Source organism: Enterobacter sp. MGH 4, assembly GCF_000534735.1.
GTDB classification, from domain to species: Bacteria; Pseudomonadota; Gammaproteobacteria; order Enterobacterales; family Enterobacteriaceae; genus Enterobacter; species Enterobacter intestinihominis.
The window spans coordinates 118,490-144,004 of sequence record NZ_KI973295.1 but is presented as its reverse complement, the minus strand read 5'-3'; the positions used below and the strand labels follow the sequence as shown (position 1 = coordinate 144,004).

Below are 25,515 nucleotides of genomic sequence, written 5' to 3'. Positions count from 1 at the left end.
TTAATAGCAATCATTATCATTAAAAATTCATTCCGATATATCGTATTCACCTGAGAAGGGCATCAACATGGCATCTACCCGTTACCCTCAACGTGTCCGCAATGACCTGCGTTTTCGTGAGCTGAACGTGATGCGCACTGAGCGAGTCAGCGCAGGATTTCAGCGCATTGTACTAGGCGGCGAGGCGCTGGAGGGCTTTAGCTCTCGCGGCTTTGACGACCATACCAAAGTCTTTTTCCCGGCACCGGGCACCCCTTTCGTGCCGCCTGTGGTGACCGATGAAGGCATCGACTGGGGCGACGGGGTGCGTCCGCAGGCGCGTGACTACACCCCGCTGTACGATGACGAAAAACACGAGCTGGCGCTCGATTTTTTCGTGCATGATGGCGGCATTGCCAGCAACTGGGCGGTAGAGGCGAAGGTGGGCGACAAGCTGACCATCGGCGGTCCGCGTGGTTCGCTGGTGGTGCCGGAAGATTACGCCTGGCAGTTGTACGTGTGCGACGAGTCGGGTATGCCCGCGCTGCGTCGCCGTTTAGAAAGCATCGCAAAACTGCCTGTTCCCCCGGCGATCCACGCCATCGTCACCGTGGGCGATGCGGCGTACCAGGACTATCTGGCGCACCTGAGCGGGTTCAACATCACTTGGGTTATCGGCCACAACGAGCAGGCGGTAGCCGACCATCTTGCAGCGCTGGCCGTGCCGGAAGAGGATTACTTTATCTGGCTGACCGGAGAGGGGAAGGTGGTGAAACGCCTGAGCCGTCAGTTTGAAACCGACGCAATTGACCCACAGCTGGTACGTGCCAGTGCGTACTGGCACGCCAAATAATCAGGCTGCGGGATCCAGCTGCGCTTCGCTCACCTGATGTTCGAGCGAGGCGCATACCTCTCTCAGCGCTTTCTCCTGCTGGGCAAAGTAGGCTTCCATATTGCTGAGCGACGAGACGAGCAGCCAGGACTCTTCCTTCTCCAGCTCTGCCAGCTCGTTCACCAGGGTGTCGATTTGCTCACGCACCTGCGCCATTTTTTTGCGAATACGTTCCAGGTCGTTCAGCCTGTCGCTCGCCATCATCGGTTCAAACCCTTGTTGCAGACGGGCGACCAGCGAGCGAATGGCCTTCACGTCGCCGCGCTGTTTGGCCTGGTTGAGTTGCACCATCATCCTGTTGGCTTCCTCTTTTAAATCATCGGCAACCAGATCCGGGTGGCATAGCTTGCTCGCCTGACGCCAGAGCCGCTTCAGCTCGTTCCGATCCTCTTCAGAGAGATCCTTGCCTTTACGCAGGCGCACCTCGGCATCATGATGCTGTTCTCGATACTTTTTATACTCTTCGTTGGCCTCATCGCGCGCCTGACGTGCTGGCTCTTCTTCACGCGTTAAACCGGTCTCCAGCTCCATCGCTTCGGCCAGTAGGTTGGCAATCAGATTACTTTGCTGCTGAAGATGCTTGCGCGCCTCTGCCGCCTGAACGGAATCCGCAGGCAGATCTCGCCAGCGCCGGGTGAGCGTTGTCAGAACCTCTACGGCCTGCGCCATATAGCCCTGGCAGCGGCGGTAATCCTCTTCCCGACGACGCGTCTCCGCCTGCTGACGACGCAGGTTAAGCTCCGCCAGCGTTTTACGCAGGGCGAGGATCTGCTGCATCAACGGCCCGAGGCGGGAGAAATAGAGATCGTTGAATTCATCAAGCTGCTGTACCCGGGCGTTACGGCGATCAATCAGATCGCGCAAGCGCTCTTCCAGAGCTTTCAGCTCCAGCTTGCTGGCCGCCAGTTGCGGGTCACGCCACGGGGTAACGGCGCGCTGGCTTTGCAGCCAGGCGGTGATAGCGCGAAGGGCTGCGGTGTAATTTTTCTGCTCAAGCGCCGCGACGATGGACAGGAGATTATCGTCAAAGGCTTCCTCTTTGAGACGTTTCAACTGGCTCCGGATGATGTCGTCATCTTCCAGCTCAATGGCATTTTTAATGATTTCTAGCCGTTTGATCGGTGTGCTCATGATGCCTTTCGCTCTGGCGCTTAAGTATTTGAGTTAAGGTTAGTTGTTGTAAAAGCTAAAGGAAATAATACACACGGATGATGATCGGCGCGATGGGGGATTTCTTTAGTTTTTAGGGTTTGTGAAAGAGTGAGAGTTGTTGAATCTTCCTTCTGGAACGGGGAGCACGGGGTTAAATGTGACCTTAGAGTTCACTTTTGAATGCGTGAGCCGAGAAACTCGAAAATTTGGGGTTCTGGAGGCTGCAGCGGCAGCGGTACGCCGCAATAACTGCCAGAGAATGCTTAACAGCATTAAGCATGATTAAAATACCCCAAATGTATAAAAAGTGCGGAGAGCTGGCACCAGGTGATCGCGCGGGATGTTGCCATTGAGGGGAGGCTACGTGCTGGCAAACCGAGGGGGCGAAAGAATTGGCACTAAAAACAATACAGGGCGGATTAACCGCCCTTTTTTTACGCTGTAACCCGCTCGTTCCACGCGTCCGAGTATTGGATGTTCCCATCGCAATACTTCCAGGTGATCCGCTCATAGCGGAGCTGTATTCCCTCATTATGATTGTGTATCTGTAACGCTGGCTCTTTACAGTTATGCATGACGGGGTTAATGCTGACTACCCGGACGTTTTCAAGCAGCATATTGAAATATTCAACCTCCTGGCCCGCATCGTTGATTTTATACCACTTGATCTCTGCGCTTTTCAGCGTTTGGCCGGTGGCTACCGCTTTGTAGAGATACGGGCTGGAGCTATCAAACTCTTTTTCAATTACGAGCGGCGCATGTAAGCGCGTGCCGGTGATCTTGCCTGTGTTGTTATCGGTCGGAACTAACAAGCCGTGACTAAAAGAGAGGATCTCTATACTACCTTCTCTATTTTGAATATCCACAGATCCCTTAATCGGGTTGCCGCCATCATCCTTAAGCCATAGATAAGCAGGAATAGCCATTTTTAAAACTCCATTTCCATTAGGGTAAACCCTCATTAATGACTAAATACGGATCGCAGGTGATACAAATTGTGTTATAGGTTCGTGTTATTTAATTTCGTTACTTATTGATGTTGCAAATAAAATTAATAAATTGATCTTCAGCAATACGCGTTACCGTTATTGCTCTTATGTTGCCCTTTTTGCCTGGCAGAAAGGAAGAACGATGGCATGTATACCGATTTATCCACCCCGCGGGCTGGAGATATTGCGCGAACACATAAGGCTCGCGCGGGCGCGTCACGAAGTCCAGAATATGGCCGCCCCGCTTACGTATACGTGGTTTTATGAGCGAGTAAGAAACGGCGGGCCGTGGGATTACAAACAACATAAACGGGCTTATGCTGACTTCGGGAATTTCCATTACGGCGCTGTGGGTTATGCAGCGTGCATCCCTGCAAAGATTTTGCTTATTGCTGCCGGCGCGGCGCAGTGGAAAGCCGGCACATCAAGACCCGAATGGGGTAATTTTACGGGGACCCCGCCGTTTGGTGATGATCCGATTGACCAATTTTGGATAAAGCAAGGCATCGACTATGTTAAACAGCATCACTTTTAGGACGCTGCACTGGATCGCCACTATTCTTATGGCCCTGGCGGTCGCGGGGTACTGTTATTTCCAACATATACAGCGTTTAACTGTTAGTGATCGGCTATATCAAGTTCGCCAGCTCACGCCCCGGACCTGGTTATACATTACTGAGTATGACGGCTCGAACATGACCACCGGGGAAGTGTATCGTTATTTTTTAGCGAGTAAGATTGACGGTGATCCGCTGGTGGCTCTCGAAAAACAACATATCGCGCCCACGCTTACAGCGAATACCGCCCGCGCAAAAGTTGAAGGCATAGGCAACAATATCTCATTTACTGTTCACGGCACAGTGTACAGCTTTACAACGTCCGCATTTTTTTATGATGCTGAGGGAATAGCGGCCGTGCCGTCAATTGACTTAACGGCCCGCGGCGAGAGCTGGGACAAGGGGAAATTTAGTCGATAGATAAATATTTATTTAAAAATCCCTTGCGGTCGGGTCAATGACTCGATGAGCAGCGTGTAAGTTTTCACGGCGTACCCGTGCGATATTGGGAAACAGCAGCATCCACCGGGCAAAGGTCTGCCCCATATCAGCCAGGCGATTCAGCAGCGGATATCCAGCCAGACAGCGGCGGCGATACACCGATCTGGTGTTGCGCTGGTTTACCGGGTACGTGGAACGCTCGCAACCTGCTGAAAACGGCTTTCAGCGTCTGTTTGTTCCTAAACTGGTCGGCGTATTCGAACGCCTCTGGCCATGTTCCTTCCAGCCCCCCACGCTGCGCGAAGTGGCCAGCTGGCTGACAGAGCACAGCGGCCTGACCTTCAGCGTGCCGGATGCAGATTATTTAGACCGTCCGATCCCACATTTCACCCATAGCGGAACGGGGTATCAGCTACTGGATAATCTCGGAAAGACCTTCGGCATACAGCGCTGAGCTGCCTGATGTTGTGCGCAGGCTGCACACCCGCGCCGGTTGCGCCTCCGCCGGTCATTGTTTACAGCGCCTGCCCGAAAGTGAGCTATTGCCCGATGCCGGGAAGCGACCCGGCCACTAATGGCGACCTGAGTGCAGATATCCGCAGGCTTGAGCACGCGCTCGCCGCCTGTGCGTTACAGATTGAAACCGTCAAAGCCTGTCAGGATAATCTCGATGAAGAAAGCAATCAGCCTGCGAAAAGCGCTAACTGACGCCATCCCGCAGCTTAAAACCAACCCCGAGATGATGCGCATTTTTGCCGACGAGGGGAATATCGATGCACGGCTCGCGGCCTCCCTGTCCCACGAGAAAATTTACACCCTGAATGTGATCGTGTGCGATTTTGTAGGCGACCCTGATTTGATTTTCGTGCCGGTGGTCGCGTGGCTGAGGGAAAACCAGCCGGATATCTGCACGCTCGATGAGGGGCATAAAAAAGGTTACCGTTTCCAGATGGATTTAAACGACGAGGATACGGTTGATATCAGTATCAGCCTCCAGCTCACCGAGCGCACCATCATCAGGGAGGAAAACGGCGCGCTGCATGTGAGCTATGCCCCGGAGCCGCCACCGCCTGAACCCGTCACGCGTCCAAAAGAGCTCTATATCAACGGCGAACTGGTGAGCAAGTGGGATGAGTGAATTTAAACCCTTTGATAACCAGCTCGCGGGGCTGCTTGCTGCCCTGTCACCCGCAGGGCGTCGGAAGCTTGCCAGTGAGATTGCGAAGCAACTCAGAACGGCGCAACAGCAACGTATCAAACAGCAAAAAGCCCCGGATGGCTCACCGTATCAGGCGCGAAAGCGCCAGCCGCTGAGAGCCAAAAAAGGTCGTATTAAACGGGCGATGTTTCAAAAACTGCGCACTAACCGGTACATTAAAGCCAGTGGCCGTGAAAACGTTGCTGTGGTGGAATTTACCGGCAAAGTGCAGCGTATTGCGCGTGTCCATCAGTTCGGCCTCAAAGACCGGCCAAACGCACACGCTCAGGATGTGCAGTACGCAGAGCGCCAGCTACTCGGATTTAGCCAGGCGGATAAACAGTTAATTGAGATGCTGGTAATCAAACGTTTTTCATTATGACAAAGATAAAGGTGAGGATGGTTCTAAATCACCTCCCCATTCACAAGAAACCTTATCCCTGACTAACCAGTACGTTGGATTTTCAGATTTATGCTTTTTCAACGCTACATTTATAATCCAGCTTTGATAGCATGCAGTTGTATGATGATAATCATCAATAAGTGGTCGCAGGTATAAATTCCTATGATTTATTTTTGATAAGTGCTCTCTTGATTTTTCTGTAAGTCTTTTATTTTTAAGTAATTCCTTTATGTTGTATGAGTAGCCAGATTGAAATGTTCCTTTGTTAGCGACAAAAGATAATACTGGGATGATTAATGATTGGTGAGTTATGATATTTCTTATATCCTCTATAAGTTTGATGCTGGTGTTAGGGATGATTTCTTTTTTTAGTCTTTCTTCGGCTTCCATGTTGAGCTCATTAGGGAACAATCTTTTGTTTTTTTGCATATTGCGCGTGCTTTCGCGCAAAGATATGGCTGACGCAATGTAGTTAACGAAAAGGCCAGTAATTAATATAAACTGATCTTTATGAATCTTATCTCCCATCAAATGATTTTGAATGATATCAAAAGATTCAAATTGACTAAGTGTGTTTTTTAATTGCTGGTAATTTCTTTCATTAACATGGCTTAGAAAAATAGAAGGATAAATATCTTCATATGTAGAGGATGCTTCAGAACCACGTAACTCTGTCCACATTTCGTAAGCGTCTGTTGTTTCGGGTTTTTCTTCGCTAATGCCAATTTTCATAAATGCTCAGTTATATTTATTTGTGTAGTAATTGATACTACTTGAGTATATAGATATTTCAATGAGTCTATATGATTCTTGTCCCATGAAAACATTAAATTCTCTACAGGAAATCGCACGCGCGATCCGCAACCTCATCCGCACCGGCATCGTAACCGACGTCGACCACGACGAGGGGCTGTGTCGTGTCCAGACCGGCGGCATGCAAACCACCTGGCTTAACTGGCTCACCTGTCGCGCCGGTCGCTCTCGCGTGTGGTGGGCTCCGTCCGTTGGCGAGCAGGTGTTATTGCTGGCCATCGGCGGTGAGCTCGATACGGCCTTTGTGCTGCCGGGCATTTTCTCAGATGACAATCCCGCGCCGTCAGCCTCACCCGATGCGCTTCACGTTACCTTCCCTGATGGTGCGGTCATTGAGTACGAACCCGAAAACAGTGCGCTCACCGTGTCAGGTATCAAAACCGCAGACGTTACCGCGTCGGATTCCATTACAGCCACCGTGCCGGTGGTGCTGGTGAAAGCCTCGACCCGTATCACGCTCGATACACCCGAGGTGGTGTGTACCAACAAACTGACGACCGGCACGCTCGAAGTGCAGAAGGGCGGGAAGATGACCGGGAACATCGAGCACACCGGCGGGAAACTGACCTCAAACGGCGTGCAGGCGGATGACCATGACCACGGCGGCGTTGAACGGGGCGGAAGCTGGACGGAGGGTACTAAATGACGGTGCGTTATCTCGGTATGAACAGCCAGACCGTCCTCAGTATATCTGAGGTCGAGCATATCAGGCAAAGCGTGCGCGATATTCTCGTCACGCCGGTTGGCTCGCGCGTCATGCGCCGTGAATACGGCTCGCTTCTGTCGGCACTGATTGACCAGCCGCAGACACCGGCACTGCGATTGCAGATTATGGCCGCGTGCTATTCCGCGATCCAGAAGTGGGAGCCGCGCGTCAGGCTGACCACCATCACCTTTGAGCGGTCGGAGACCGACGGTGGGCTGTATGTCGATATCACCGGCACGCGCTCGGCTAACGGCCAGCCCTTTTCCCTCACCATTCCACTGAGTTAAACGCTATGGCAATTGTTGACCTTAACCAGCTCGCCGCGCCTGATGTCGTGGAAGTGCTGGACTATGAGACCATCCTCGCGGAGCGCAAGGCGACCCTCGTCTCGTTATACCCGGAGGAACAACAGGAGGCAGTGGCGCGCACGCTGACCCTTGAATCCGAGCCGATTGTTAAGCTGCTGGAAGAAAACGCCTATCGGGAGGTTATCTGGCGACAGCGCGTCAACGAGGCCGCGCGTGCGGTCATGCTGGCTTACGCTGCCGGAAGCGATCTCGACCAGATTGGGGCTAATTCCAGTATCCCGCGACTCGTCATCACCCCGCCAGACGACACGACATTTCCGCCCACGCCAGCGGTTATGGAGTCTGACAGTGACTAACTCCCGCTCCACCTCACCTGACTGTTGGTGGTCAGCGGCCATTATGGCTGTGATAAATTCCTGCTAAGTGCCCGCCCTGTGCGGGTTTTTTTATGCGCCGAGGAAAGTCGTGTTAAAAATTTACCGCCATTTCATCGCCACTTAAAATTCAGACAACAAAAAAGCCACTCAATTGAGTGGCTTAACGGGATGATTCTAAAGCTAAAATTTGGTGGCCCCTGCTGGACTTGAACCAGCGACCAAGCGATTATGAGTCGCCTGCTCTAACCACTGAGCTAAGGGGCCGTGGCGGTGAATTATAAAGTAACTCACCTCAGCAATCCAGCCATTCACACCTGCCTGCTGTTTTTATAAACAACGCATAATCAATCCTTTATACTTATCTTAAGATGCATAGACAGGAGTAGAGATGATCAACGATATTCTGGCCCCTGGCCTGCGGGTGGTGTTCTGCGGAATCAACCCAGGCAAGTCCTCGGCGCACACCGGTTTTCACTTTGCTCATCCGGGAAATCGCTTCTGGAAGGTGATCCACCAGGCCGGTTTTACCGACAAACAGCTTAAGCCGGAAGAAGAGCAGCAGCTGCTGGATACGCGCTGTGGCATCACCATGCTGGTCGAGCGTCCAACGGTGCAGGCGAGCGAAGTAAATCTGCATGAGCTGCGTACTGGCGGGCGGGAATTGGTGAAGAAGATTGAAGACTACCAGCCCGCGGCGCTGGCGATCCTCGGCAAGCAGGCCTACGAGCAGGCGTTCAGCCAGCGCGGTGCGAAGTGGGGTAAGCAGAACATTACCATTGGCGTAACGCAGGTGTGGGTGTTGCCGAATCCGAGCGGGCTGAACAGGGCGACGCTGGACAAGCTGGTGGAGGCGTATCGGGAACTTGATGAGGCGCTGGTGGTGAGGGGGCTTTAGCTCCTCTGCGGCCTGATGCCCTCACCCTCACCCTGACCCTCTCCCACAGGGAGAGGGAATAAACAAAAAAAGCTCCCGATTGGGAGCTTTTTGCTGTTTACATGGGTTAGTCGTCCAGGAAGCTACGCAGCACTTCAGAGCGGCTCGGATGGCGCAGCTTACGCAGCGCCTTCGCTTCGATCTGACGGATACGTTCGCGGGTCACGTCAAACTGTTTACCCACTTCTTCCAGCGTGTGGTCGGTGTTCATATCGATACCGAAACGCATACGCAGCACTTTCGCTTCACGGGCGGTCAGGCCAGCCAGCACGTCGTGCGTAGCGGCACGCAGGCTCTCGGTGGTGGCAGAGTCCAGCGGCAGCTCGAGGGTAGTATCCTCGATGAAATCACCCAGATGCGAATCTTCATCATCACCAATTGGTGTTTCCATGGAGATTGGCTCTTTAGCGATTTTCAGCACTTTACGGATCTTGTCTTCCGGCATCAGCATGCGTTCAGCCAGCTCTTCCGGCGTCGGCTCGCGACCCATCTCCTGCAACATCTGGCGAGAAATACGGTTGAGCTTGTTGATGGTCTCAATCATATGCACCGGAATACGGATGGTGCGCGCCTGGTCTGCGATAGAGCGGGTGATCGCCTGACGGATCCACCAGGTAGCATAGGTGGAGAACTTGTAACCACGACGGTATTCAAACTTATCTACCGCTTTCATCAGACCGATGTTGCCTTCCTGAATCAGATCCAGGAACTGCAGGCCACGGTTGGTGTATTTCTTGGCGATAGAGATAACCAGACGTAAGTTCGCTTCAACCATCTCTTTCTTCGCACGGCGAGCTTTTGCTTCACCGATGGACATACGACGGTTGATGTCTTTCACCTGCTCGATGGTCAGGCCGGTCTCTTCTTCAATCTGATGCAGCTTTTGCAGGCCGCGCTGTACGTCTTCTTTCACGTCGTGCAGCTTTTCAGACCACGGCTTGTTCATCGCGATAGCGGCGTTGAACCAGGTTTCGCTGGTTTCATTGCCGGTGAAGAGGGTGATGAAATTCTTCTTCGGCATTTTGCACTGTTCAACACACAGCTTCATGATGATACGTTCCTGGGTACGTACGCGATCCATCATCACGCGCATGCTGTTCACCAGGTAGTCGAACTGTTTTGGCACCAGGCGGAACTGTTTGAACACTTCCGACAGCTTCAGGATCTCTTCCTGAGCGGCAGCATGGCTGCGGCCTTTCGCTTTGATGGTGTCACGCGTCACTTCGTACTGAGTACGCAGCTCGGCAAACTTCTCGCGCGCCAGTTCAGGGTCGATGCTGTTGTCGTCGTCGCTGCTGTCGTCGTCTTCTTCTTCATCTTCGTCTTCGTCGTCATCCATCTCTTCCTGAGACAGCTCAGAACCGACGTGAGTGGCGGTTGGCGCCATATCTTCTTCAGCGTTCGGGTCGACAAAGCCAGTGATCAGATCGGACAGACGCGCTTCTTCCGCTTCAACGCGATCGTACTGCTCCAGCAGATAGGTAATCGCTTCCGGGTATTCGGCAACAGAGCACTGAACCTGGTTGATCCCGTCTTCGATGCGTTTTGCGATGTCAATTTCGCCTTCGCGGGTCAACAGTTCAACGGTACCCATTTCACGCATGTACATGCGGACCGGGTCAGTGGTACGCCCGATTTCAGATTCCACGCTGGACAGTACCTGTGCAGCAGCTTCTTCCGCATCTTCGTCAGTGTTGTTGGAGGTTTCAGCCAGCAACAGATCATCGGCATCCGGTGCTTCTTCCATCACCTGAATGCCCATGTCATTGATCATTTGGATGATATCTTCGATCTGATCTGAATCGACGATATCTTCCGGCAGATGGTCATTGACCTCGGCATAGGTCAGATAGCCTTGCTCCTTACCGCGTTGGACAAGAAGTTTCAGCTGTGACTGCGGGTTTTGCTCCATAAGACGGTATCCACACTTAATTCGTTTGATTGGTGTCGGCGATAGGGCTGCCAACCTTTAAAGCGAGGGCGTACTTATATTTTTGCCGCTGCCTCTCAGTGCGGCTGCCGGGGGCTTCCCGATCGATATTCGGCACTTAAGCCGTTAAATTTTTTATTTCTTCGCCAGTTCCTGGTTAATCATCCAGAGCTCCCGGCGTTCTTCGCTGCTTAAGCCATGGGTGCGCTCGCGAGCTATCAACTCTTCCTGGCGCAACTCAAGCATCGAATCAAACATATGGTTGAGTGAGTCGGTGAACGTTTTTTCTGCGATATCCTTATCTGCTATATCGTCCCACATCGACAGTTTTTCAAGGGTAGCGGCCTCTTTTGTGCCGCGATAATGCTCTAAAAGTTGTCCGGTGGTCAGACCTGGCTGCGACAAACAAGTGTTGACCAATTCTGAAAATAAGCCAAGTCCGGGCAATTTTTCGTGGTTCAAACCCGCCAGTGACGGCACTTGCGGAGCAAGTTCGGGGTTTTGCACCAGCAACCCTATCAGTATACGCATGGTTGTGCGTTTTAGCTGAGGCGCGGGGCGTACCGTGCCGTTTTCAGCCTGTTTAGGCATTAAACGTTCAAGCTGGCTGTCATCCAGAATGCCGAGCTTGTTGCCTAACTCCTGACGCAGATAGATGCGCAGCGTTTCGCCGGGCACCTGGCTGATTAACGGCAACGCCAACGTGCTGAGCTGCGCGCGCCCGTCAGGGGTACTCAAATCCACCTGCGGCATCAGGCTGTTAAACAGAAACGTGGAGAGCGGCTGTGCCTGCTCCATCCGCGCTTCAAATGCCGCTTTGCCCTCTTTACGCACCAGCGTATCCGGGTCTTCACCGTCGGGCAGGAACATAAAGCGTAGCTGACGCCCGTCGGTCATATACGGCAACGCGGTTTCCAGCGCTCGCCAGGCGGCGTCGCGTCCTGCGCGGTCACCGTCGTAACAGCAAATCACGTTGTTGGTGACGCGGAACAGCAACTGGATATGGTCCGCCGTGGTGGACGTTCCCAGCGACGCAACGGCATAGTTAATGTCGTACTGCGCCAGCGCAACAACATCCATATAGCCTTCGACGACCAGAAGACGCGGAGGTTCCGCATTATCCTGCTGTGCCTCATAAAGACCGTAAAGCTGGCGGCCCTTATGGAAAATATCGGTTTCCGGGGAGTTAAGGTATTTCGGCAGGGCATCACCCAGCACGCGACCACCAAAACCTATCACCCGGCCACGCTTGTCGCGGATCGGGAACATCACCCGTTCACGGAAGCGGTCGTAGCTTCGTCCCTGGTCGTTGGTGACCAGCATGCCTGCGTCGATGAGGGATTTACGATCTTCGCTATTGCCGCCAAAACGCTTTAACACGTTGTCCCAGCCGGGCGGGGCGTAACCAATAGCGAAACGCGCAATCACATCGTCGCTCAGTCCGCGCTTGTTCAGATACTGACGCGCAGGCTCAGCCGCAGAGTGCTTAAGAGACTGTTGGTAAAACGAATTCAGGCCATCCATCAACTGATATAGCGTTTGCCGCTGATGGCGCTCGATCTGACTTGGCCCACTGCCTGCTTCATACGGCACTTCAAGGTTATGCATCGCCGCCAGCTCTTCGACGGTTTCAACGAACTCGAGCTTATCGTAGTTCATCAAAAAATCGACGGCATTACCGTGTGCGCCACAGCCGAAGCAATGGTAGAACTGCTTTTCACCGTTTACGGTGAAAGAGGGGGTTTTTTCGTTATGGAACGGACAGCACGCATGGTAGTTCTTGCCCTGCTTTTTTAGCTTCACCCGCGCGTCGATGAGATCGACGATGTCGGTTCTGGCAAGCAGGTCATTGATGAAAACGCGTGGGATTCTTCCGGCCATATGCCCCAAAAATTTAAGCGACTTATAAACGAAAACAAGCCGCGCATTCCTTCCGGAAGCACGGCCTTACGACTACAACTCTGTCTGTCAATTGAGGGCTGTGGCCCTCAACAGATTAGTACAGACGAGTACGGCGTGCGTTTTCGCGAGCCAGTTTCTTCGCGTGACGTTTCACAGCGGAAGCTTTAGCGCGCTTACGTTCGGTCGTTGGTTTTTCATAAAACTCACGACGACGAACTTCAGCCAGAACACCTGCTTTCTCGCATGAACGTTTGAAGCGACGCAGTGCTACGTCGAACGGCTCGTTTTCACGTACTTTAATTACCGGCATGTAACTCTCACCTTTAATAAATTCGGTTTGCCGCTGGCATCAACGCCAGCTTATTTCAAAATGGTGCGGAATTTTACTGCAAATGCTGCTGCTTTGTAAAGCACCGATGCGATTTTGAAAGGGACTTTTATAAGGGGGAAGAGTATACACGAGGCTTCTTCCTGGGGCGAACAAAGTTTTACATCAACCCGCCCAGGCTCTACACTGCGCGGTACTGAAACGAGGTAAAACAAGTCATGCGTGTACTGGGTATTGAAACATCCTGCGATGAAACCGGCATCGCGATTTACGACGACGAAAAAGGGCTTCTGGCCAACCAACTGTATAGTCAGGTGAAATTGCACGCTGACTACGGCGGCGTCGTGCCTGAACTGGCCTCTCGTGACCACGTGCGTAAAACGGCTCCCCTGATTAAGGCGGCACTGAAAGAGGCCGGGTTAAGTGCAAAAGATATTGATGCCGTGGCCTATACTGCAGGACCGGGCCTGGTTGGCGCGCTGCTGGTCGGCGCAACGGTAGGGCGTTCGCTGGCCTTCGCGTGGGACGTTCCGGCCATTCCGGTTCACCATATGGAAGGACATCTTCTGGCTCCGATGCTGGAAGCCAATCCGCCAGCGTTCCCGTTTGTGGCGCTGCTGGTCTCCGGCGGTCATACGCAGCTGATTAGCGTAACGGGCATTGGCAAGTATGAGCTGCTGGGCGAATCAATCGACGACGCGGCCGGTGAAGCCTTCGACAAAACTGCCAAGCTGCTTGGCCTGGATTATCCTGGCGGCCCGATGCTGTCGAAAATGGCCGCGCAGGGAACGGAAGGGCGCTTTGTCTTCCCGCGTCCGATGACCGATCGTCCGGGGCTGGATTTTAGTTTCTCCGGTCTGAAAACCTTCGCGGCGAACACCATTCGCAATAACGACGACAGCGAGCAGACGCGTGCCGACATCGCCCGCGCGTTCGAAGATGCGGTGGTGGATACGCTGATGATCAAGTGCAAGCGTGCGCTGGATCAGACGGGCTTTAAGCGCCTGGTGATGGCCGGTGGCGTGAGCGCCAACCGTACGCTGCGCGCGAAGCTTGCCGAAATGATGCAAAAGCGTCGTGGGGAAGTGTTCTACGCGCGTCCGGAATTTTGTACCGATAACGGGGCGATGATCGCCTACGCCGGGATGGTGCGCCTGAACGCTGGCGCCACGGCTGACCTGAGCGTGTCCGTGCGTCCGCGCTGGCCGCTGGCGGAGCTGCCTGAGGCGTAAGTCTTTTGCCCGGTGGCGCTGCGCTTACCGGGTCTGCAAAAATCGTAGGCCGGGTCAGGCGAAGCCGCCACCCGGCAATAAACCGCACTACATCCGCAGCATCCCTTTCTCTTCCAGAAACGCAATAATCGTCGCCAGCCCGTCACCCGCCTTCAGGTTGGTAAAGGTCCACGGACGCTCGCCGCGCATGCGATTAGTGTCGCGCTCCATTACCTCCAGCGACGCCCCCACGTACGGCGCGAGGTCGGTTTTATTGATCACCAGAAAATCGGATTTGGTGATCCCCGGCCCGCCCTTGCGCGGGATTTTTTCCCCTTCGGCCACGTCGATCACGTAGATGGTGAGGTCCGCCAGCTCCGGGCTGAAGGTCGCGCTCAGGTTATCCCCGCCGCTTTCGACGAAGATCAGATCCAGATTGCCGAACTTCTCGCTCAAGGCTTCCACCGCTGCCAGGTTCATTGAGGCATCTTCGCGGATGGCGGTGTGCGGACAGCCGCCCGTTTCCACCCCTACGATGCGCTCTGGCTCAAGCGCACCCGCCTCGGTCAGGATGCGCTGATCCTCTTTGGTGTAGATATCGTTAGTCACCACCGCAAGATGATAGGTGTCGCGCATCGCCTTGCAGAGCGCTTCCAGCAGGGCGGTTTTGCCCGACCCTACCGGGCCGCCCACGCCAACGCGCAGGGGATGTTTGTAATCAGCCATATTGACTCCTCAGGAACGGAATAGTCGTGAATATTGGGTTTCGTGGCGTGCGGAGGCGATGGCGGACAGCGGTGTAGCTGCCCCCAGCGCGTCGTCGCCACGTAAAAATGCCTGTTCAAACCCGGCGGCAAAATGGTCGCTCAGGTCGATAATCAGCTGTTGTGCGGCCTGCTGCCCAAACGGCACCAGCTTGACGCCCGCCATCACCGCGCTCTCAATCCAGCTGTAGCCGAGGCTCAGCGCCAGCTCGCGCGCGCTAATGCCCCAGCGCACGCCGAGCCACGCCATACCGCCGAGCTGGCTCTGCATCAACAGCGGCAGCCATTCTGCCGGGCAGGCGGGTTCCCAGCTTTTAACCAGGCGCGTAAAGGCCGCGCCGCGGTTGCGTTCTTCCTCGCGCAGTTCGCGCGTTTCCCGACAGGCGAGGAGGTATGCCGTCCAGCGTTTTGCTGCCGCGACGTCCTGCTGCTCGCAGGCACAGTACAGGCGGATAAACAGCGGCAGGTCGACGCAGAAAAAGCTCTGCTCCATCTGCTGGATCTGCCAGCGCCTGAAGGCCTCAGCGTCCGTGATCCACCCGGCCTCGACAGCCCACTCCAGCCCCTGTGACCAGGTATACGATCCGACCGGCAGGCTACTGCTGGAGAGCTGCATCAGGCGCAGCCGCTGGCGGGCATGCTCCATCAGCTCATCAACGCCAGCAGGGCAGAGACGATCAGCCCGCCGCCGAAGGTTTTACGCAGGCCGTCGTGACGGCGCAGCAGCAGCCCTGCCGCGAAGCTGGCGCACAGCACCGTGGCACTGGCTAACATAAATCCGCTGGTAAAGAGCCAGAAGCTGTGGCCGGACATCTCCACGCCGTGCGCCCAGCCGTGGAACATCGCCAGGGCTGGCACTGCCAGCAGCAGGCGATTTTCAGTCTTAAACATCATCACGCCGCAGACCGCCAGCGAGGCGATAATCAGCATCTCCATGCCGCTAAAGCCGCCGAGCAGGCTGCCCGCAACGGCGCCAGCAAGCATCATGCCGAGCGTTGCTAACGGCAGCAGTAGCTTGCGGCCGCTCAGGGCGGACAGCACGCCAGCCCCCGTCAGCATCAGCAGGTGATCCAGCCCGGTCAGCGGATGGAGAAAACCTGCCTGAAAGCTGTCGGTCCCGTGACCGGGATGGGCAAGCGCCGGAACGGAAAAGGCCAGCAGAAACAACGGCAAATACTTACGCATGATGAGTCCTTAATGTGAATGAGCGTGGGAGTGGTCATGGCTGTGGGCATCGCTGGTGTAAGCGCCCGCTTCCGGTTCAAAGGGCAGGCTGGCGAAGGTCACCTCCAGCCCGAACTGACGTAGCATGTCGTCGAGAACGTGATCGTGGTGGTAGCGCAGTTCGCCGGGCATGATTTGCAGCGGCACGTGGCGGTTGCCCAGGTGATAACAGGCGCGGGCGAGCAGGAACGGGTCGGCGCAGCGCACCACGGAAACCGACTCCGGGGCGGCGATCACTTCGATCACTTCGCTGCCGTCGTCGGTAGTCAGCAGGTCGCCCCCGCGCAGCAGCAGGCCGCGCGGCAGCATTAGCCCGGCTTCGCGGCCGTCGTTCAGCGCCACGCGGGCGCGGCTTTTTACCCGCACGTCAATCGGCAGCGTGACGCTGGCGGTAATTGGGTGCGCGTGGTCCAGGCGTTGGGTTAAATAAATCATCATCACTCCTCAAAACAGAAAATAGCGTTGCGCCATCGGCAAAACTTCTGCCGGTTCGCTGGTGATCAATTCGCCGTCGACGCGAACCTCATAGGTTTGCGAGTCAACGGTGATATTCGGCTGTAAATCGTTGTGGATCATGTCGGCCTTTTTCACCGTCCGGCAGCCTTTCACCACCGCGGTGGCGCTTTGCAATCCGAGCCGCTGCGGAATGCCGCTGACATCAGCGGCCTGCGAGACAAACGTTAGCCGCGTGGCGTGGCGTGCGGCACCAAGTGCACCAAACATCGGGCGGTAATGCACCGGCTGCGGCGTGGGGATCGAGGCGTTGATGTCGCCCATCGGCGCGCAGGCGATCATCCCGCCTTTGACGATGGTGGCCGGTTTGACGCCAAAGAAAGCGGGGGACCAGACCACCAGATCCGCCAGCTTGCCCGCCTCAATAGAACCGACCTCATGGGCGATGCCGTGGGTAAGAGCCGGATTAATGGTGTATTTGGCGACATAGCGCTTCACGCGGAAGTTGTCGTTCTCGCCTGTCTCTTCCGGCAATGCGCCGCGCTGCACCTTCATGCGGTGCGCCACCTGCCAGGTGCGGATAATCACTTCCCCCACGCGGCCCATGGCCTGTGAATCTGACGAGGTGAGCGAGAACGCGCCGATATCGTGCAGCACGTCTTCGGCGGCGATGGTTTCCCGACGAATACGGGATTCCGCAAATGCCACGTCCTCGGCGATATCCGGGTCGAGATGGTGACAGACCATCAGCATGTCCAGATGCTCGTCGATGGTATTCACCGTGTAGGGCAGCGTCGGGTTGGTGGAGGAGGGCAAAATATTCGGGTGCGCGCAGGCGGTGATGATATCCGGCGCATGGCCGCCGCCCGCCCCTTCGGTGTGGAAGGTGTGGATGGTGCGCCCGGCGATGGCAGCCAGCGTGTCTTCGACAAAACCGGACTCGTTCAGCGTGTCGCTGTGTAGCGCCACCTGAATATCCATCTCTTCAGCGACCTCCAGCGAGCAGTTGATTGCCGCAGGCGTCGCGCCCCAGTCTTCGTGGATCTTAAGCCCGATGGCGCCAGCCGCGATCTGCTCGCGCAGCGCGTCCGGGTTTGAACCGTTCCCTTTGCCCAGCAGGCCAATATTCACCGGCAGCGTATCGGCGGCCTGCAACATGCGGGCGATATACCACGGCCCCGGCGTGCAGGTGGTGGCGTTTGTACCTGCCGCAGGGCCGGTGCCGCCGCCGATCATGGTGGTGACGCCGGAGACCAGCGCCTCTTCCGCCTGCTGCGGACAGATCCAGTGGATGTGGGTGTCGATCCCGCCAGCGGTGACGATCTTCCCTTCTGCGGCGATCACCTCCGTTGCCGCGCCAATCGGGATCGTCACGCCGGGCTGAATGTCCGGGTTTCCGGCTTTGCCGACGGCGAAGATCCGCCCATCTTTTACGCCGATATCCGCTTTCACGATCCCCCAGTGATCGACGATCAGCGCGTTGGTGAGCACCATATCCACGCAGTCGTCTGCGGTCATCTGCCCCTGTCCCATGCCGTCGCGGATCACTTTTCCGCCGCCGAATTTAACCTCTTCGCCGTAGATCGTGAGATCGTTTTCCACTTCGATCCACAGCTCGCTGTCGGCCAGCCGCACTTTATCCCCGGTAGTGGGGCCGAACATATCGGCATACGCCTGGCGTGAAATCTCAGCCATGTTTCACCTCGCCCATGACCTCGCCGCGAAAACCAAAAATGCGCTGCGCGCCCGTCACCTGCACCAGCGCCACTTCCCGCTTCTGGCCGGGCTCGAAGCGCACGGCAGTACCGGCCGGGATGTTGAGTCGGTAGCCTCGGGTGGCTTCGCGATCGAATTTCAACGCCGGGTTGACCTCGTAAAAGTGGTAATGCGAGCCGACCTGGATCGGCCTGTCGCCGTGGTTTTCCACGATCACACTTCGGGTTTCGCGCCCGACGTTGAGCGCAATGTTGCCGGACTGGATCCGGTATTCGCCTGGGATCATCACGCGCTCCTTACACGATCGGATTGTGGACGGTGACGAGCTTGGATCCATCCGGGAAGGTGGCTTCCACCTGGATATCCGGGATCATCTCCGGCACGCCCTCCATCACCTGATCGCGCGTCAGGACGTGGCGGCCGGCTTCCATCAGCGAGGCGACGGTTTCGCCATCGCGCGCGCCTTCCATAATAAAGGCGCTGATCAGCGCGACCGATTCCGGGTAGTTGAGCTTTACCCCGCGCGCGAGGCGGCGTTCGGCAACCAGCGCGGCGGTGAACAGCAACAGCTTGTCTTTTTCTCTGGGAGTCAGTTCCATAGTGTTTCTCTTATGTCTGCCAGATACGCGGCGAACAGGCGGTTTTGGGGGTTAAAAGCGGGCGAAGCGACTGCCAGATATCGCGCATCACCCGCTGGCAAATGAGGTTGTCGTGGGAGAGAAAACGCACCGACAGCAGGTCGTCGGTGAGCGTCGCCCCGCCAAAGTTTTCCAGTGGGGCGAGCCGCTCGCGCACTGTATCAAGATGAGCTTCCCGGGCCGGGTAGAACAGCAGCGTGCCGACCCACGGATGGCCTGCGACGGGCGACAGATCGCCATCGCTAAGATGCAGTCGCTCAATCAGACGCGGCTCGCCATCCACCCACACCTCAAGGCGGCTCTCCAGCGTGCCGTGGCTGAAGGATTCGTTTATCACCGGACGGCCCAGACAGTACAGCTCCCACGCCAGCAGCGTGCTGGTGGCCTTAAGGTGGAAGACGGAACGCAGCGCGGCGTTAGCGCCGGGGAAAATTATGGTGTCCTGCGGCAGCCACTCCAGCGTGGCCTCTTCGTCGAGGTAAAAATGCTGATTCAGACAGGCCTGCGGGCCGCTGCTGCGATAGAACTTGCTGGCGCCGGGCATGGTGATGAGGGCATGGCTTTTGGCGTCGAGCCGCACGGAAATATCCAGCGTATCCCCGCCCACAATCCCGCCTGGCGGATGCAGCAGGTAAAGATGGCAGGTCTCGCCTTCAGGGTAAAACGGGCGCTGAACGGTGAGCGGCCCGGTGTGACGCGCGGAATGGAGGAGGGTTTTCTCAGGGGTATGACAAAACTGGAGGGCAAGCGAGGCCTGCCAGCCTTTGTATGAATTATCAGTGACCTGAGTTGCTAACATGGTGCTTCCACTTCCGCACTATCGGGGTACGTTTCAGTATGCCCTGGCGGAAATGAAGGCTGTCATATGAGTCGCTTATGGATAAAAAAACCGGCTCATGTGAGCCGGTTTCAGTAATGTAGGCTGGGTAAGCGCAGCGCCACCCGGCAAGAAAGGCTAGCGATAATCCTCTGCATCCACATCATACCCCGAAGGCTCCCAGCGGATCGCCAGCAGCGACGCCAGACCGATAAACGGCGCCAGCGCAATCACCCAGAACACGGCGGTATCCAGCGAGGCGACCAGCAGCGGGAACAGAAACAGTGATAGCGTTGAACTGCTGCGCATCAGCGTCTGGTTAAGCCCCACGCCCACGCCGCGCAGCGAGGTCGGGTAGCTCAGAGAGGCAAACGTCATGGTGTGCGCACCCGGACCAAAACCTTGGCCAAACAGGAACAGCGCCAGCATCGCTACGGCGACCACGCCTTCCGTGGACCCGTCAGGGCGGCCAATCAGCGCCAGGCCGAGCAGCGCCGCCAGCTGGCACGCATAACCCGCCAGTGACATCCGCCATGCGCCGAAGCGCGGAACATAGCGCACCGCCAGCAGCCCGCCGACAAACGCGAACAGCAGATTAAGCGCCAGCGAGATCAGAATGGTGGTCAGCATCGACTGCACAAAGAAGCTGGAGATGATCACCGGCAGGCCAAAGGCTACGGCGTTATAGGCGAACGAGGAGACGACTGACAGCAGCGTGGCGAGCGTGGTACGCCGCAGATAGATACCGCGGAACAGGTTCAGGTAGTTCGACCATTTTGCCTTATTGACCACCGGCGCGGGCTGGTCAAGCGCATCCTGCGGCACGTGGGCATTAATGTTGTACGACTGCCGCAGGATGGACGCCGCCTCCTTCAGATTGCCCTGATTCGCCGCCCAGACCGGGGATTCGCTCATATAGCGGCTGCGGATGGCGATAATCACCAGCGCGGGCACCGCGCCGAAGCCAAGGATCAGACGCCAGAGCCAGTCGCTGTGGCCTTCCGGCAGCACGGCGTAGAAGAAGAGCACCAGAAGATAAGAGATGCTGATGGCCGCATACCAGGTGGGGCACCACATTGCCACGCTGGAGGCTTTATTCCCCGGGCCTTTCAGCCTGGCGAACTCGCTGAGAAACGCCATCGCCACGGGAAGGTCGATCCCGACGCCAAGACCCATCACAAAGCGTGCGCCCGCCAGCACATATTCGTTCGGAGCCAGCGCACAGGCGATAGCGGCGACGACAAAGAACACCATGTCGGCCATAAAGACGCGGTAGCGCCCGATTTTATCCGTAAGATAGCCGCCAAGCAGCGCCCCGACAATGGCACCAAAGGTAATGGCTGAAGCCACCATGCCGGTACCAGCGGGCGTCAGGTTAAATTCGCGGGTGATGTCTTTGATGCCGAATGCCAGCGCGCCGAGATCGTAGGCATCGAGAAAAATTCCCCCGAGCGCGATACCGACCACGATGCGGGCATTGGCCCGGCCCTGAGAGCCGTCATTAACGAGACGTGAAACGTCCGATGCGCTGCGTACCCACTTGATGTCGCCATCCGGGGTGTTTCCTGCCGTTGGGAGGGGAGTTGTGTCTGTGATTTCTGCCATTTTCTTTTATGTGGTTGTGTTGTGTACCTAACAGTTACCACAGGCAGAAGGGGACAAAAATCACATTTGGTTATAAGGCATAACGAACGGTTTACTGAGCGTCTTTCTTTTTACGCTTGAGCTTCGTCCAGATTTTGGTTTCCTGGCGACGCCACAGGCGCTGAATGTTGTCATGATGACGCAGCAGGATCAGGCACGAGAGCATCGATACCGGGAAGGTAAACTGCGGTTTGAACCACCAGACATAAAACGGAGCGATCAGCGCGCTGACGATGGCACCCAGCGATGAATAGCCGCTCAGCAGGATGGTCAGCAGCCAGGTGCCCGCCATCACGCCAGTGAGATCCCAGCCGATCGGCGCAATCGCGCCAAACGCGGTTGCAACGCCTTTACCGCCTTTAAAACCAAAGAAAACGGGCCAGATATGGCCGACGCAGGCGGCGATAGCAATCAGCCCCAGCCAGAAGGGTGTGACGCCCAGCGCATACGCACCCCAGACGGGGAGCATTCCTTTCAGAACATCAAAAATCAAAACCGCTACGGCTGCTCCCTTGCCGCCAATTCGTAGTACATTGGTCGCCCCCGGATTCCCGGAACCACTTTCACGCGGGTCAGGCAACCCGGCGATGCGGCAGACCAGAATGGCGCTGGAGATTGAGCCGCAAAGGTAGGCGAGGATAATCATTCCAGGCGCGATTGCACTCATAACGCTGTTCCGTTTTGAAAATGTATCTGTATTCTCAGCATCTGTGGATAATACGCATAATTCGCCGGAAGTGGTATCCGGTTTAGCCAAAAAGCAGGCAGGTCGTGATGGATATTGTATTTATAGAGCAACTTTCGGTAATCACCACAATTGGTGTTTACGACTGGGAACAGACCATCGAGCAGAAACTGGTGTTCGATATCGAAATGGGCTGGGATAACCGCAAGTCAGCAAAAAGCGATGATGTGAATGACTGTCTGAGCTACGCCGACATCAGTGAAGCGGTCATCGGCCACGTGGAAGGACAACGTTTTGCGCTGGTGGAACGCGTGGCGGAAGAGGTAGCGGACCTGCTACTGAGCAAATTTAACTCCCCGTGGGTGCGCATCAAACTAAGCAAGCCGGGCGCGGTGGCGCGCGCCGCCAACGTGGGCGTCATCATTGAGCGTGGCACAAATCTGAAAGAAAAAGATTTAACGTCATAATAGCTAAACCATTTTAGGTTATATCGGTCTTAAAGCTGTATCTTTCACGGTTGTCCGCGTGGGACACCGTTTTTTTATATCTTTTTAGGGGTTTATAGATGAGCGATATGCACTCGCTGCTGGTGGCGGCAATTCTGGGTGTGGTCGAAGGATTGACGGAGTTTTTGCCGGTGTCCAGTACGGGCCATATGATTATCGTTGGCCATCTCCTGGGCTTTGAAGGCGATACCGCAAAGACGTTTGAGGTGGTGATTCAGCTGGGCTCTATTCTGGCGGTGGTCGTCATGTTCTGGCGTCGTCTGTTTGGTCTGATCGGCATCCACTTCGGGCGTTTACCGCAGCGTGAAGGAGAGGGCAAGGGGCGCCTGACGCTGATTCATATTCTGCTGGGGATGATCCCGGCGGTGGTGCTGGGGCTGGTGTTCCACGACACCATAAAATCGCTTTTCAACCCGATTAACGTGATGTACGCGCTGGTTGTCGGCGGCTTCCTGCTGATTGCCGCCGAAGTGCTGAAGCCAAAAACCCCGCGTGCAGAAGGTCTGGACGATATGACGTATCGCCAGGCGTTTATGATTGGCTGCTTCCAGTGTCTGGCGCTGTGGCCGGGCTTCTCCCGTTCAGGGGCAACCATTTCCGGCGGGATGCTGATGGGCGTGAGCCGTTACGCGGCGTCTGAGTTCTCGTTCCTGCTGGCGGTACCGATGATGATGGGCGCCACCGCACTGGATCTCTACAAAAGCATCGGCTTCCTGACCGTAGGCGACATTCCGATGTTCGCCGTGGGCTTTATCACCGCCTTTATCGTGGCGCTGATTGCCATCAAAACCTTCCTGCAACTGATTAAGCGTATCTCGTTTATTCCGTTCGCGATCTACCGCTTTATCGTCGCGGCTGCCGTGTACGTGGTCTTCTTCTGATGACCGACCGCCCTCAGTCTTTCGGCTGAGGGCAACGTTTTTCCTTCCACGCCGCAACCGCATCAATCCGCCGTTTCGTCAGCTCTTCGCGGATCTCCGGGCCTTTAAACCCTGCCTCCACCACCTCTTTCGTTGGCACCGCTTTTGCGATTTCCCACGCCTCGCGCAGCAAACGACCCTGCGGATAATCGGACGCTTCAAACCCGGTACGGCCGCGCACGTCCGCTTCGCTGGTCAGCGCAATTTGCTCCACGCGCTGCGGCTTGCGCCAGGCGTCGATGTTATCGAACAGCCTGACGATGGTGGCGGGTTTCAGGATCGGGAAGGTGTGGATCAGGTCGTGGAACTCGGCGACCAGTTTTGCCAGATCGCGAATGTCATTCGGCACGCGCAGGCGCTGGCAAAGCCCTTCAACCAGCTTTACGCCAGCCGGACCGTGCCCGTGGTGGCGTGGCCACAACTCCTTTGGCGTTAACCCCTTGCCGAGGTCATGGCAGAGGGTGGAAAAGCGCACGTCCACTTCAGGGCTGAGCATGGCGGCCATGCTCAGGGTCATCAGAGTGTGAATGCCGGTATCAATTTCCGGGTGCCATTTCGCCGGGGCGGGCACGCCAAACAGCGCGTCTATTTCCGGGAACAGCACTTTCAGCGCCCCGCAGTCGCGCAGAACCTGGAAAAAGACCTGTGGATTACGGGTAGTCAGGGCGTTTTCGGTCTCTTTCCAGACGCGTTCTGGCGTCAGGTGTTCCAGCTCGCCCGCGTCGGTCATGGCCGTCATCAGCGCCATCGTCTCGTCGGCGATACGGAAGCTCAGATGGGCATAACGGGCGGCAAAACGCGCCACGCGCAGTACGCGAAGCGGATCTTCAGAAAAGGCGGGGGAAATATGGCGTAAAAGACGATCGCGCAGATCGTTCTGGCCGCCGTAGGCGTCGATGATATGTCCGTTTTCGTCCTGCGCCAGGGCGTTAATGGTGAGATCGCGGCGCAGTAAGTCCTGCTCCAGCGTGACATCCGGCGCGGCATAGCAGGTGAAGCCGGTATAACCAGAACCCGATTTCCGTTCGGTACGCGCCAGGGCGTACTCTTCCCGGCTTTTCGGATGGAGGAACACAGGAAAATCGCGGCCTACCTGCTGGTAGCCCGCGTCAATCATCGCTTCGGGCGTGGCACCGACCACGACCCAATCTTTATCTTTGACCGGCAGACCTAATAACGCATCACGTACCGCACCACCGACCAGATAACTCTTCACGCCAACACTCCCGTTTTCTCTTTTCGCAAGATGATACGTAAGTGTGGCAGAGAAGACGAGTTAGTTCATCCAGCGGTCTTTACGTTTACGGCTTGGGATAAGGTGAGGAAGCACCAGACCCAGTACCAGACCGACGCCCAGTACGCCGCCGCCATACATAAACCACTGCATGATGATGGTGCGTTGTTTGTCATCCAGCTGTAGATTAGCGGCGTTTACTTTCTTCTGTGCGACGATCAGCTCGTTTTTCAGCTTCTGATTTTCGTCTTTCAGACCGGCGATCACGCTGTCGCTTTGCGCCACTTTCTGCTGCATCTCTGCGGTGCGCTGGTTCCAGGTACCGTCAATGTTGTTCAGCTTATCGGTCAGGGTTTTCACCTGATTTTCCAGATCCGGCACGCGGGTGCGCAGGCTTGGCACTGTGCTTAGCTCTTTCAGCGGGATCCATGAGGTGCGGCCAGAGCTGTCACGAACCTGACCGTAATTGGTGTCTGCGTTAGTTTGCAGCAGAGTCACTTCCTCGCCGGCATTTACCGTACCCACGAGGCGATAATTGTCTCCAGGGCCGCTGCGTACCCAGGTATTCAGTTCATCAGAAACGTAACGTTTCTCTTCAGCGTGGACCGCGGTTGCGGCGCTAAAAGCGAGTAAAGTAAGTCCAATCAGGCGTAATTTAAGCATATCAGTCGTTATTTTCATAAAAAGTGGAACGATAGTAGTGGTATCAGTGTCGCTACGCAAAGGATTCATCATCAATCGGAATCATCTGTGTCATGATTTCCACCGCTTTAAACTTTTACGCCCGTCAAATT

The 25,515-nt window shown here is 55.8% G+C and carries 30 protein-coding genes, 1 tRNA gene and 2 pseudogenes; 14 read left to right on the top strand and 19 right to left on the bottom strand.

The features are described 5' to 3' along the window. Window positions 1-67 precede the first annotated feature (67 nt). Window positions 68-832, top strand: coding sequence for a siderophore-interacting protein (locus L350_RS05405; RefSeq protein WP_032626343.1), 765 nt, complete (start codon window positions 68-70; stop codon window positions 830-832). Here the strand turns inward: L350_RS05405 and L350_RS05410 are convergent, their stop codons facing one another. Beyond that, window positions 833-2,002: a coiled-coil domain-containing protein gene (locus tag L350_RS05410; protein WP_022649453.1), complete on the bottom strand. Its 1,170-nt coding sequence runs from the start codon at window positions 2,000-2,002 to the stop codon at window positions 833-835. A 455-nt stretch (window positions 2,003-2,457) separates the two neighbouring features. After that, the gene (locus tag L350_RS05415) at window positions 2,458-2,949 is read right to left on the bottom strand and encodes an Hcp family type VI secretion system effector (protein WP_032626342.1); all 492 of its coding nucleotides are present in this window, start codon (window positions 2,947-2,949) and stop codon (window positions 2,458-2,460) included. A gap of 205 nt (window positions 2,950-3,154) precedes the next feature. Here L350_RS05415 and L350_RS05420 point away from each other — a divergent pair, with 205 nt between their 5' ends. From L350_RS05420 to L350_RS05435, 6 genes and pseudogenes are all read left to right on the top strand, one after another. Next, window positions 3,155-3,547 (top strand): polymorphic toxin type 44 domain-containing protein, encoded by a 393-nt coding sequence (locus L350_RS05420; protein WP_017692645.1) that lies wholly within the window; start codon window positions 3,155-3,157, stop codon window positions 3,545-3,547. Continuing rightward, window positions 3,525-3,989 (top strand): hypothetical protein, encoded by a 465-nt coding sequence (locus L350_RS05425; RefSeq protein WP_023307019.1) that lies wholly within the window; start codon window positions 3,525-3,527, stop codon window positions 3,987-3,989. Before L350_RS05420 ends, L350_RS05425 begins: the two co-directional genes overlap by 23 nt. Window positions 3,990-4,164: 175 nt before the next feature. Continuing rightward, a pseudogene (locus L350_RS0122605) lies at window positions 4,165-4,458 on the top strand (hypothetical protein); the annotation flags it as partial. Between the two features lie 14 nt (window positions 4,459-4,472). Continuing rightward, window positions 4,473-4,718, top strand: coding sequence for an Rz1-like lysis system protein LysC (gene lysC, locus L350_RS24560; protein WP_074169625.1), 246 nt, complete (start codon window positions 4,473-4,475; stop codon window positions 4,716-4,718). After that, window positions 4,681-5,148 carry a phage tail protein gene (locus L350_RS05430; RefSeq protein WP_032626339.1) on the top strand — a complete coding sequence of 156 codons (468 nt, stop codon included), beginning with the start codon at window positions 4,681-4,683 and terminating at the stop codon, window positions 5,146-5,148. Before lysC ends, L350_RS05430 begins: the two co-directional genes overlap by 38 nt. After that, entirely contained in the window at window positions 5,141-5,590 is a 450-nt protein-coding gene (locus L350_RS05435; protein ID WP_032626336.1) for a phage virion morphogenesis protein, read from the top strand. Before L350_RS05430 ends, L350_RS05435 begins: the two co-directional genes overlap by 8 nt. Here the strand turns inward: L350_RS05435 and L350_RS05440 are convergent. Further along, window positions 5,585-6,343 carry a hypothetical protein gene (locus tag L350_RS05440; RefSeq protein WP_032626334.1) on the bottom strand — a complete coding sequence of 253 codons (759 nt, stop codon included), beginning with the start codon at window positions 6,341-6,343 and terminating at the stop codon, window positions 5,585-5,587. The two genes, L350_RS05435 and L350_RS05440, sit on opposite strands and share 6 nt — an antisense overlap. A gap of 85 nt (window positions 6,344-6,428) precedes the next feature. Here L350_RS05440 and L350_RS05445 point away from each other — a divergent pair, with 85 nt between their 5' ends. The 3 genes and pseudogenes from L350_RS05445 to L350_RS05455 form a co-directional block, all read left to right on the top strand. Next, a complete protein-coding gene (locus L350_RS05445; protein WP_032626333.1) occupies window positions 6,429-7,070 on the top strand; it encodes a phage baseplate assembly protein V in 642 nt (213 codons plus the stop codon). Further along, window positions 7,067-7,417, top strand: a complete 351-nt coding sequence (locus tag L350_RS05450; protein ID WP_032626330.1) for a GPW/gp25 family protein — start codon at window positions 7,067-7,069, stop codon at window positions 7,415-7,417. Before L350_RS05445 ends, L350_RS05450 begins: the two co-directional genes overlap by 4 nt. Before the next feature lie 5 nt (window positions 7,418-7,422). Further along, window positions 7,423-7,791: pseudogene (locus L350_RS05455) on the top strand (baseplate assembly protein); the annotation flags it as partial. A gap of 212 nt (window positions 7,792-8,003) precedes the next feature. Here L350_RS05455 and L350_RS05460 read toward each other — a convergent pair. Further along, window positions 8,004-8,079, bottom strand: a tRNA-Ile gene (locus L350_RS05460). A 124-nt stretch (window positions 8,080-8,203) separates the two neighbouring features. Between L350_RS05460 and mug the strand changes: the two genes are divergently transcribed. Continuing rightward, window positions 8,204-8,710: a G/U mismatch-specific DNA glycosylase gene (mug, locus tag L350_RS05465; protein ID WP_023298636.1), complete on the top strand. Its 507-nt coding sequence runs from the start codon at window positions 8,204-8,206 to the stop codon at window positions 8,708-8,710. 106 nt (window positions 8,711-8,816) lie between these two features. On the opposite strand, the gene rpoD is transcribed toward mug, so the two are convergent. The 3 genes from rpoD to rpsU form a co-directional block, all read right to left on the bottom strand. Continuing rightward, window positions 8,817-10,661 (bottom strand): RNA polymerase sigma factor RpoD, encoded by a 1,845-nt coding sequence (rpoD, locus tag L350_RS05470; RefSeq protein WP_006812010.1) that lies wholly within the window; start codon window positions 10,659-10,661, stop codon window positions 8,817-8,819. Window positions 10,662-10,814: 153 nt separating this feature from the next. Beyond that, a complete protein-coding gene (dnaG, locus tag L350_RS05475) occupies window positions 10,815-12,560 on the bottom strand; it encodes a DNA primase (protein ID WP_003862574.1) in 1,746 nt (581 codons plus the stop codon). Between the two features lie 115 nt (window positions 12,561-12,675). Beyond that, entirely contained in the window at window positions 12,676-12,891 is a 216-nt protein-coding gene (gene rpsU, locus L350_RS05480) for a 30S ribosomal protein S21 (protein WP_001144069.1), read from the bottom strand. Window positions 12,892-13,127: 236 nt separating this feature from the next. On the opposite strand from rpsU, the gene tsaD reads away from it, so the two are divergent. Beyond that, on the top strand, window positions 13,128-14,141 hold the full coding sequence (gene tsaD, locus L350_RS05485; RefSeq protein WP_032626328.1) for a tRNA (adenosine(37)-N6)-threonylcarbamoyltransferase complex transferase subunit TsaD: 1,014 nt from the start codon (window positions 13,128-13,130) through the stop codon (window positions 14,139-14,141). An 87-nt stretch (window positions 14,142-14,228) separates the two neighbouring features. On the opposite strand, the gene ureG is transcribed toward tsaD, so the two are convergent. The 10 genes from ureG to plsY all read right to left on the bottom strand — a co-directional run bounded on the left by ureG (window position 14,229) and on the right by plsY (window position 22,043). Next, the gene (ureG, locus tag L350_RS05490; RefSeq protein WP_023298635.1) at window positions 14,229-14,846 is read right to left on the bottom strand and encodes an urease accessory protein UreG; all 618 of its coding nucleotides are present in this window, start codon (window positions 14,844-14,846) and stop codon (window positions 14,229-14,231) included. Between the two features lie 9 nt (window positions 14,847-14,855). Next, window positions 14,856-15,530 (bottom strand): urease accessory protein UreF, encoded by a 675-nt coding sequence (locus L350_RS05495; protein ID WP_032626324.1) that lies wholly within the window; start codon window positions 15,528-15,530, stop codon window positions 14,856-14,858. Next, window positions 15,530-16,069: a HupE/UreJ family protein gene (locus L350_RS05500; RefSeq protein WP_003862561.1), complete on the bottom strand. Its 540-nt coding sequence runs from the start codon at window positions 16,067-16,069 to the stop codon at window positions 15,530-15,532. Before L350_RS05500 ends, L350_RS05495 begins: the two co-directional genes overlap by 1 nt. 9 nt (window positions 16,070-16,078) lie before the next feature. Continuing rightward, complete coding sequence (gene ureE / locus L350_RS05505; protein ID WP_032626321.1) at window positions 16,079-16,543, bottom strand: urease accessory protein UreE; 465 nt, start codon at window positions 16,541-16,543, stop codon at window positions 16,079-16,081. Window positions 16,544-16,552: 9 nt separating this feature from the next. Beyond that, window positions 16,553-18,256, bottom strand: a complete 1,704-nt coding sequence (gene ureC / locus L350_RS05510) for an urease subunit alpha (protein ID WP_032626318.1) — start codon at window positions 18,254-18,256, stop codon at window positions 16,553-16,555. Further along, the gene (locus L350_RS05515; RefSeq protein WP_022649443.1) at window positions 18,249-18,563 is read right to left on the bottom strand and encodes an urease subunit beta; all 315 of its coding nucleotides are present in this window, start codon (window positions 18,561-18,563) and stop codon (window positions 18,249-18,251) included. Before L350_RS05515 ends, ureC begins: the two co-directional genes overlap by 8 nt. A 10-nt stretch (window positions 18,564-18,573) precedes the next feature. Beyond that, window positions 18,574-18,876 carry an urease subunit gamma gene (locus L350_RS05520; RefSeq protein ID WP_003862556.1) on the bottom strand — a complete coding sequence of 101 codons (303 nt, stop codon included), beginning with the start codon at window positions 18,874-18,876 and terminating at the stop codon, window positions 18,574-18,576. A gap of 10 nt (window positions 18,877-18,886) precedes the next feature. Beyond that, the gene (locus tag L350_RS05525) at window positions 18,887-19,714 is read right to left on the bottom strand and encodes an urease accessory protein UreD (protein ID WP_032626316.1); all 828 of its coding nucleotides are present in this window, start codon (window positions 19,712-19,714) and stop codon (window positions 18,887-18,889) included. A 156-nt stretch (window positions 19,715-19,870) separates the two neighbouring features. Next, the gene (locus tag L350_RS05530; RefSeq protein ID WP_032626313.1) at window positions 19,871-21,337 is read right to left on the bottom strand and encodes an MFS transporter; all 1,467 of its coding nucleotides are present in this window, start codon (window positions 21,335-21,337) and stop codon (window positions 19,871-19,873) included. 91 nt (window positions 21,338-21,428) lie between these two features. Beyond that, window positions 21,429-22,043, bottom strand: coding sequence for a glycerol-3-phosphate 1-O-acyltransferase PlsY (gene plsY, locus L350_RS05535; protein ID WP_022649440.1), 615 nt, complete (start codon window positions 22,041-22,043; stop codon window positions 21,429-21,431). Window positions 22,044-22,150: 107 nt separating this feature from the next. Here plsY and folB point away from each other — a divergent pair, with 107 nt between their 5' ends. Then, a complete protein-coding gene (folB, locus tag L350_RS05540; protein ID WP_032626311.1) occupies window positions 22,151-22,528 on the top strand; it encodes a bifunctional dihydroneopterin aldolase/7,8-dihydroneopterin epimerase in 378 nt (125 codons plus the stop codon). 98 nt (window positions 22,529-22,626) lie between these two features. Next, window positions 22,627-23,448 (top strand): undecaprenyl-diphosphate phosphatase, encoded by an 822-nt coding sequence (bacA, locus tag L350_RS05545; protein WP_003862545.1) that lies wholly within the window; start codon window positions 22,627-22,629, stop codon window positions 23,446-23,448. Between the two features lie 13 nt (window positions 23,449-23,461). On the opposite strand, the gene L350_RS05550 is transcribed toward bacA, so the two are convergent. Both L350_RS05550 and L350_RS05555 read right to left on the bottom strand, forming a co-directional pair. Further along, window positions 23,462-24,703 (bottom strand): multifunctional CCA addition/repair protein, encoded by a 1,242-nt coding sequence (locus tag L350_RS05550; protein WP_023298627.1) that lies wholly within the window; start codon window positions 24,701-24,703, stop codon window positions 23,462-23,464. Window positions 24,704-24,763: 60 nt separating this feature from the next. Continuing rightward, a complete protein-coding gene (locus L350_RS05555; RefSeq protein WP_001303390.1) occupies window positions 24,764-25,384 on the bottom strand; it encodes a TIGR04211 family SH3 domain-containing protein in 621 nt (206 codons plus the stop codon). Window positions 25,385-25,515: the final 131 nt, after the last annotated feature.

What these genes read in the sequence shown, in the direction of transcription:
- L350_RS05405 (WP_032626343.1), top strand. Translation starts at nt 68, where the DNA reads ATGGCATCTACCCGTTACCCTCAACGTGTCCGCAATGACCTGCGTTTT.
- L350_RS05410 (WP_022649453.1), bottom strand. Translation starts at nt 2,002, where the DNA reads ATGAGCACACCGATCAAACGGCTAGAAATCATTAAAAATGCCATTGAG.
- L350_RS05415 (WP_032626342.1), bottom strand. Translation starts at nt 2,949, where the DNA reads ATGGCTATTCCTGCTTATCTATGGCTTAAGGATGATGGCGGCAACCCG.
- L350_RS05420 (WP_017692645.1), top strand. Translation starts at nt 3,155, where the DNA reads ATGGCATGTATACCGATTTATCCACCCCGCGGGCTGGAGATATTGCGC.
- L350_RS05425 (WP_023307019.1), top strand. Translation starts at nt 3,525, where the DNA reads ATGTTAAACAGCATCACTTTTAGGACGCTGCACTGGATCGCCACTATT.
- lysC (WP_074169625.1), top strand. Translation starts at nt 4,473, where the DNA reads ATGTTGTGCGCAGGCTGCACACCCGCGCCGGTTGCGCCTCCGCCGGTC.
- L350_RS05430 (WP_032626339.1), top strand. Translation starts at nt 4,681, where the DNA reads ATGAAGAAAGCAATCAGCCTGCGAAAAGCGCTAACTGACGCCATCCCG.
- L350_RS05435 (WP_032626336.1), top strand. Translation starts at nt 5,141, where the DNA reads ATGAGTGAATTTAAACCCTTTGATAACCAGCTCGCGGGGCTGCTTGCT.
- L350_RS05440 (WP_032626334.1), bottom strand. Translation starts at nt 6,343, where the DNA reads ATGAAAATTGGCATTAGCGAAGAAAAACCCGAAACAACAGACGCTTAC.
- L350_RS05445 (WP_032626333.1), top strand. Translation starts at nt 6,429, where the DNA reads ATGAAAACATTAAATTCTCTACAGGAAATCGCACGCGCGATCCGCAAC.
- L350_RS05450 (WP_032626330.1), top strand. Translation starts at nt 7,067, where the DNA reads ATGACGGTGCGTTATCTCGGTATGAACAGCCAGACCGTCCTCAGTATA.
- mug (WP_023298636.1), top strand. Translation starts at nt 8,204, where the DNA reads ATGATCAACGATATTCTGGCCCCTGGCCTGCGGGTGGTGTTCTGCGGA.
- rpoD (WP_006812010.1), bottom strand. Translation starts at nt 10,661, where the DNA reads ATGGAGCAAAACCCGCAGTCACAGCTGAAACTTCTTGTCCAACGCGGT.
- dnaG (WP_003862574.1), bottom strand. Translation starts at nt 12,560, where the DNA reads ATGGCCGGAAGAATCCCACGCGTTTTCATCAATGACCTGCTTGCCAGA.
- rpsU (WP_001144069.1), bottom strand. Translation starts at nt 12,891, where the DNA reads ATGCCGGTAATTAAAGTACGTGAAAACGAGCCGTTCGACGTAGCACTG.
- tsaD (WP_032626328.1), top strand. Translation starts at nt 13,128, where the DNA reads ATGCGTGTACTGGGTATTGAAACATCCTGCGATGAAACCGGCATCGCG.
- ureG (WP_023298635.1), bottom strand. Translation starts at nt 14,846, where the DNA reads ATGGCTGATTACAAACATCCCCTGCGCGTTGGCGTGGGCGGCCCGGTA.
- L350_RS05495 (WP_032626324.1), bottom strand. Translation starts at nt 15,530, where the DNA reads ATGGAGCATGCCCGCCAGCGGCTGCGCCTGATGCAGCTCTCCAGCAGT.
- L350_RS05500 (WP_003862561.1), bottom strand. Translation starts at nt 16,069, where the DNA reads ATGCGTAAGTATTTGCCGTTGTTTCTGCTGGCCTTTTCCGTTCCGGCG.
- ureE (WP_032626321.1), bottom strand. Translation starts at nt 16,543, where the DNA reads ATGATTTATTTAACCCAACGCCTGGACCACGCGCACCCAATTACCGCC.
- ureC (WP_032626318.1), bottom strand. Translation starts at nt 18,256, where the DNA reads ATGGCTGAGATTTCACGCCAGGCGTATGCCGATATGTTCGGCCCCACT.
- L350_RS05515 (WP_022649443.1), bottom strand. Translation starts at nt 18,563, where the DNA reads ATGATCCCAGGCGAATACCGGATCCAGTCCGGCAACATTGCGCTCAAC.
- L350_RS05520 (WP_003862556.1), bottom strand. Translation starts at nt 18,876, where the DNA reads ATGGAACTGACTCCCAGAGAAAAAGACAAGCTGTTGCTGTTCACCGCC.
- L350_RS05525 (WP_032626316.1), bottom strand. Translation starts at nt 19,714, where the DNA reads ATGTTAGCAACTCAGGTCACTGATAATTCATACAAAGGCTGGCAGGCC.
- L350_RS05530 (WP_032626313.1), bottom strand. Translation starts at nt 21,337, where the DNA reads ATGGCAGAAATCACAGACACAACTCCCCTCCCAACGGCAGGAAACACC.
- plsY (WP_022649440.1), bottom strand. Translation starts at nt 22,043, where the DNA reads ATGAGTGCAATCGCGCCTGGAATGATTATCCTCGCCTACCTTTGCGGC.
- folB (WP_032626311.1), top strand. Translation starts at nt 22,151, where the DNA reads ATGGATATTGTATTTATAGAGCAACTTTCGGTAATCACCACAATTGGT.
- bacA (WP_003862545.1), top strand. Translation starts at nt 22,627, where the DNA reads ATGAGCGATATGCACTCGCTGCTGGTGGCGGCAATTCTGGGTGTGGTC.
- L350_RS05555 (WP_001303390.1), bottom strand. Translation starts at nt 25,384, where the DNA reads ATGCTTAAATTACGCCTGATTGGACTTACTTTACTCGCTTTTAGCGCC.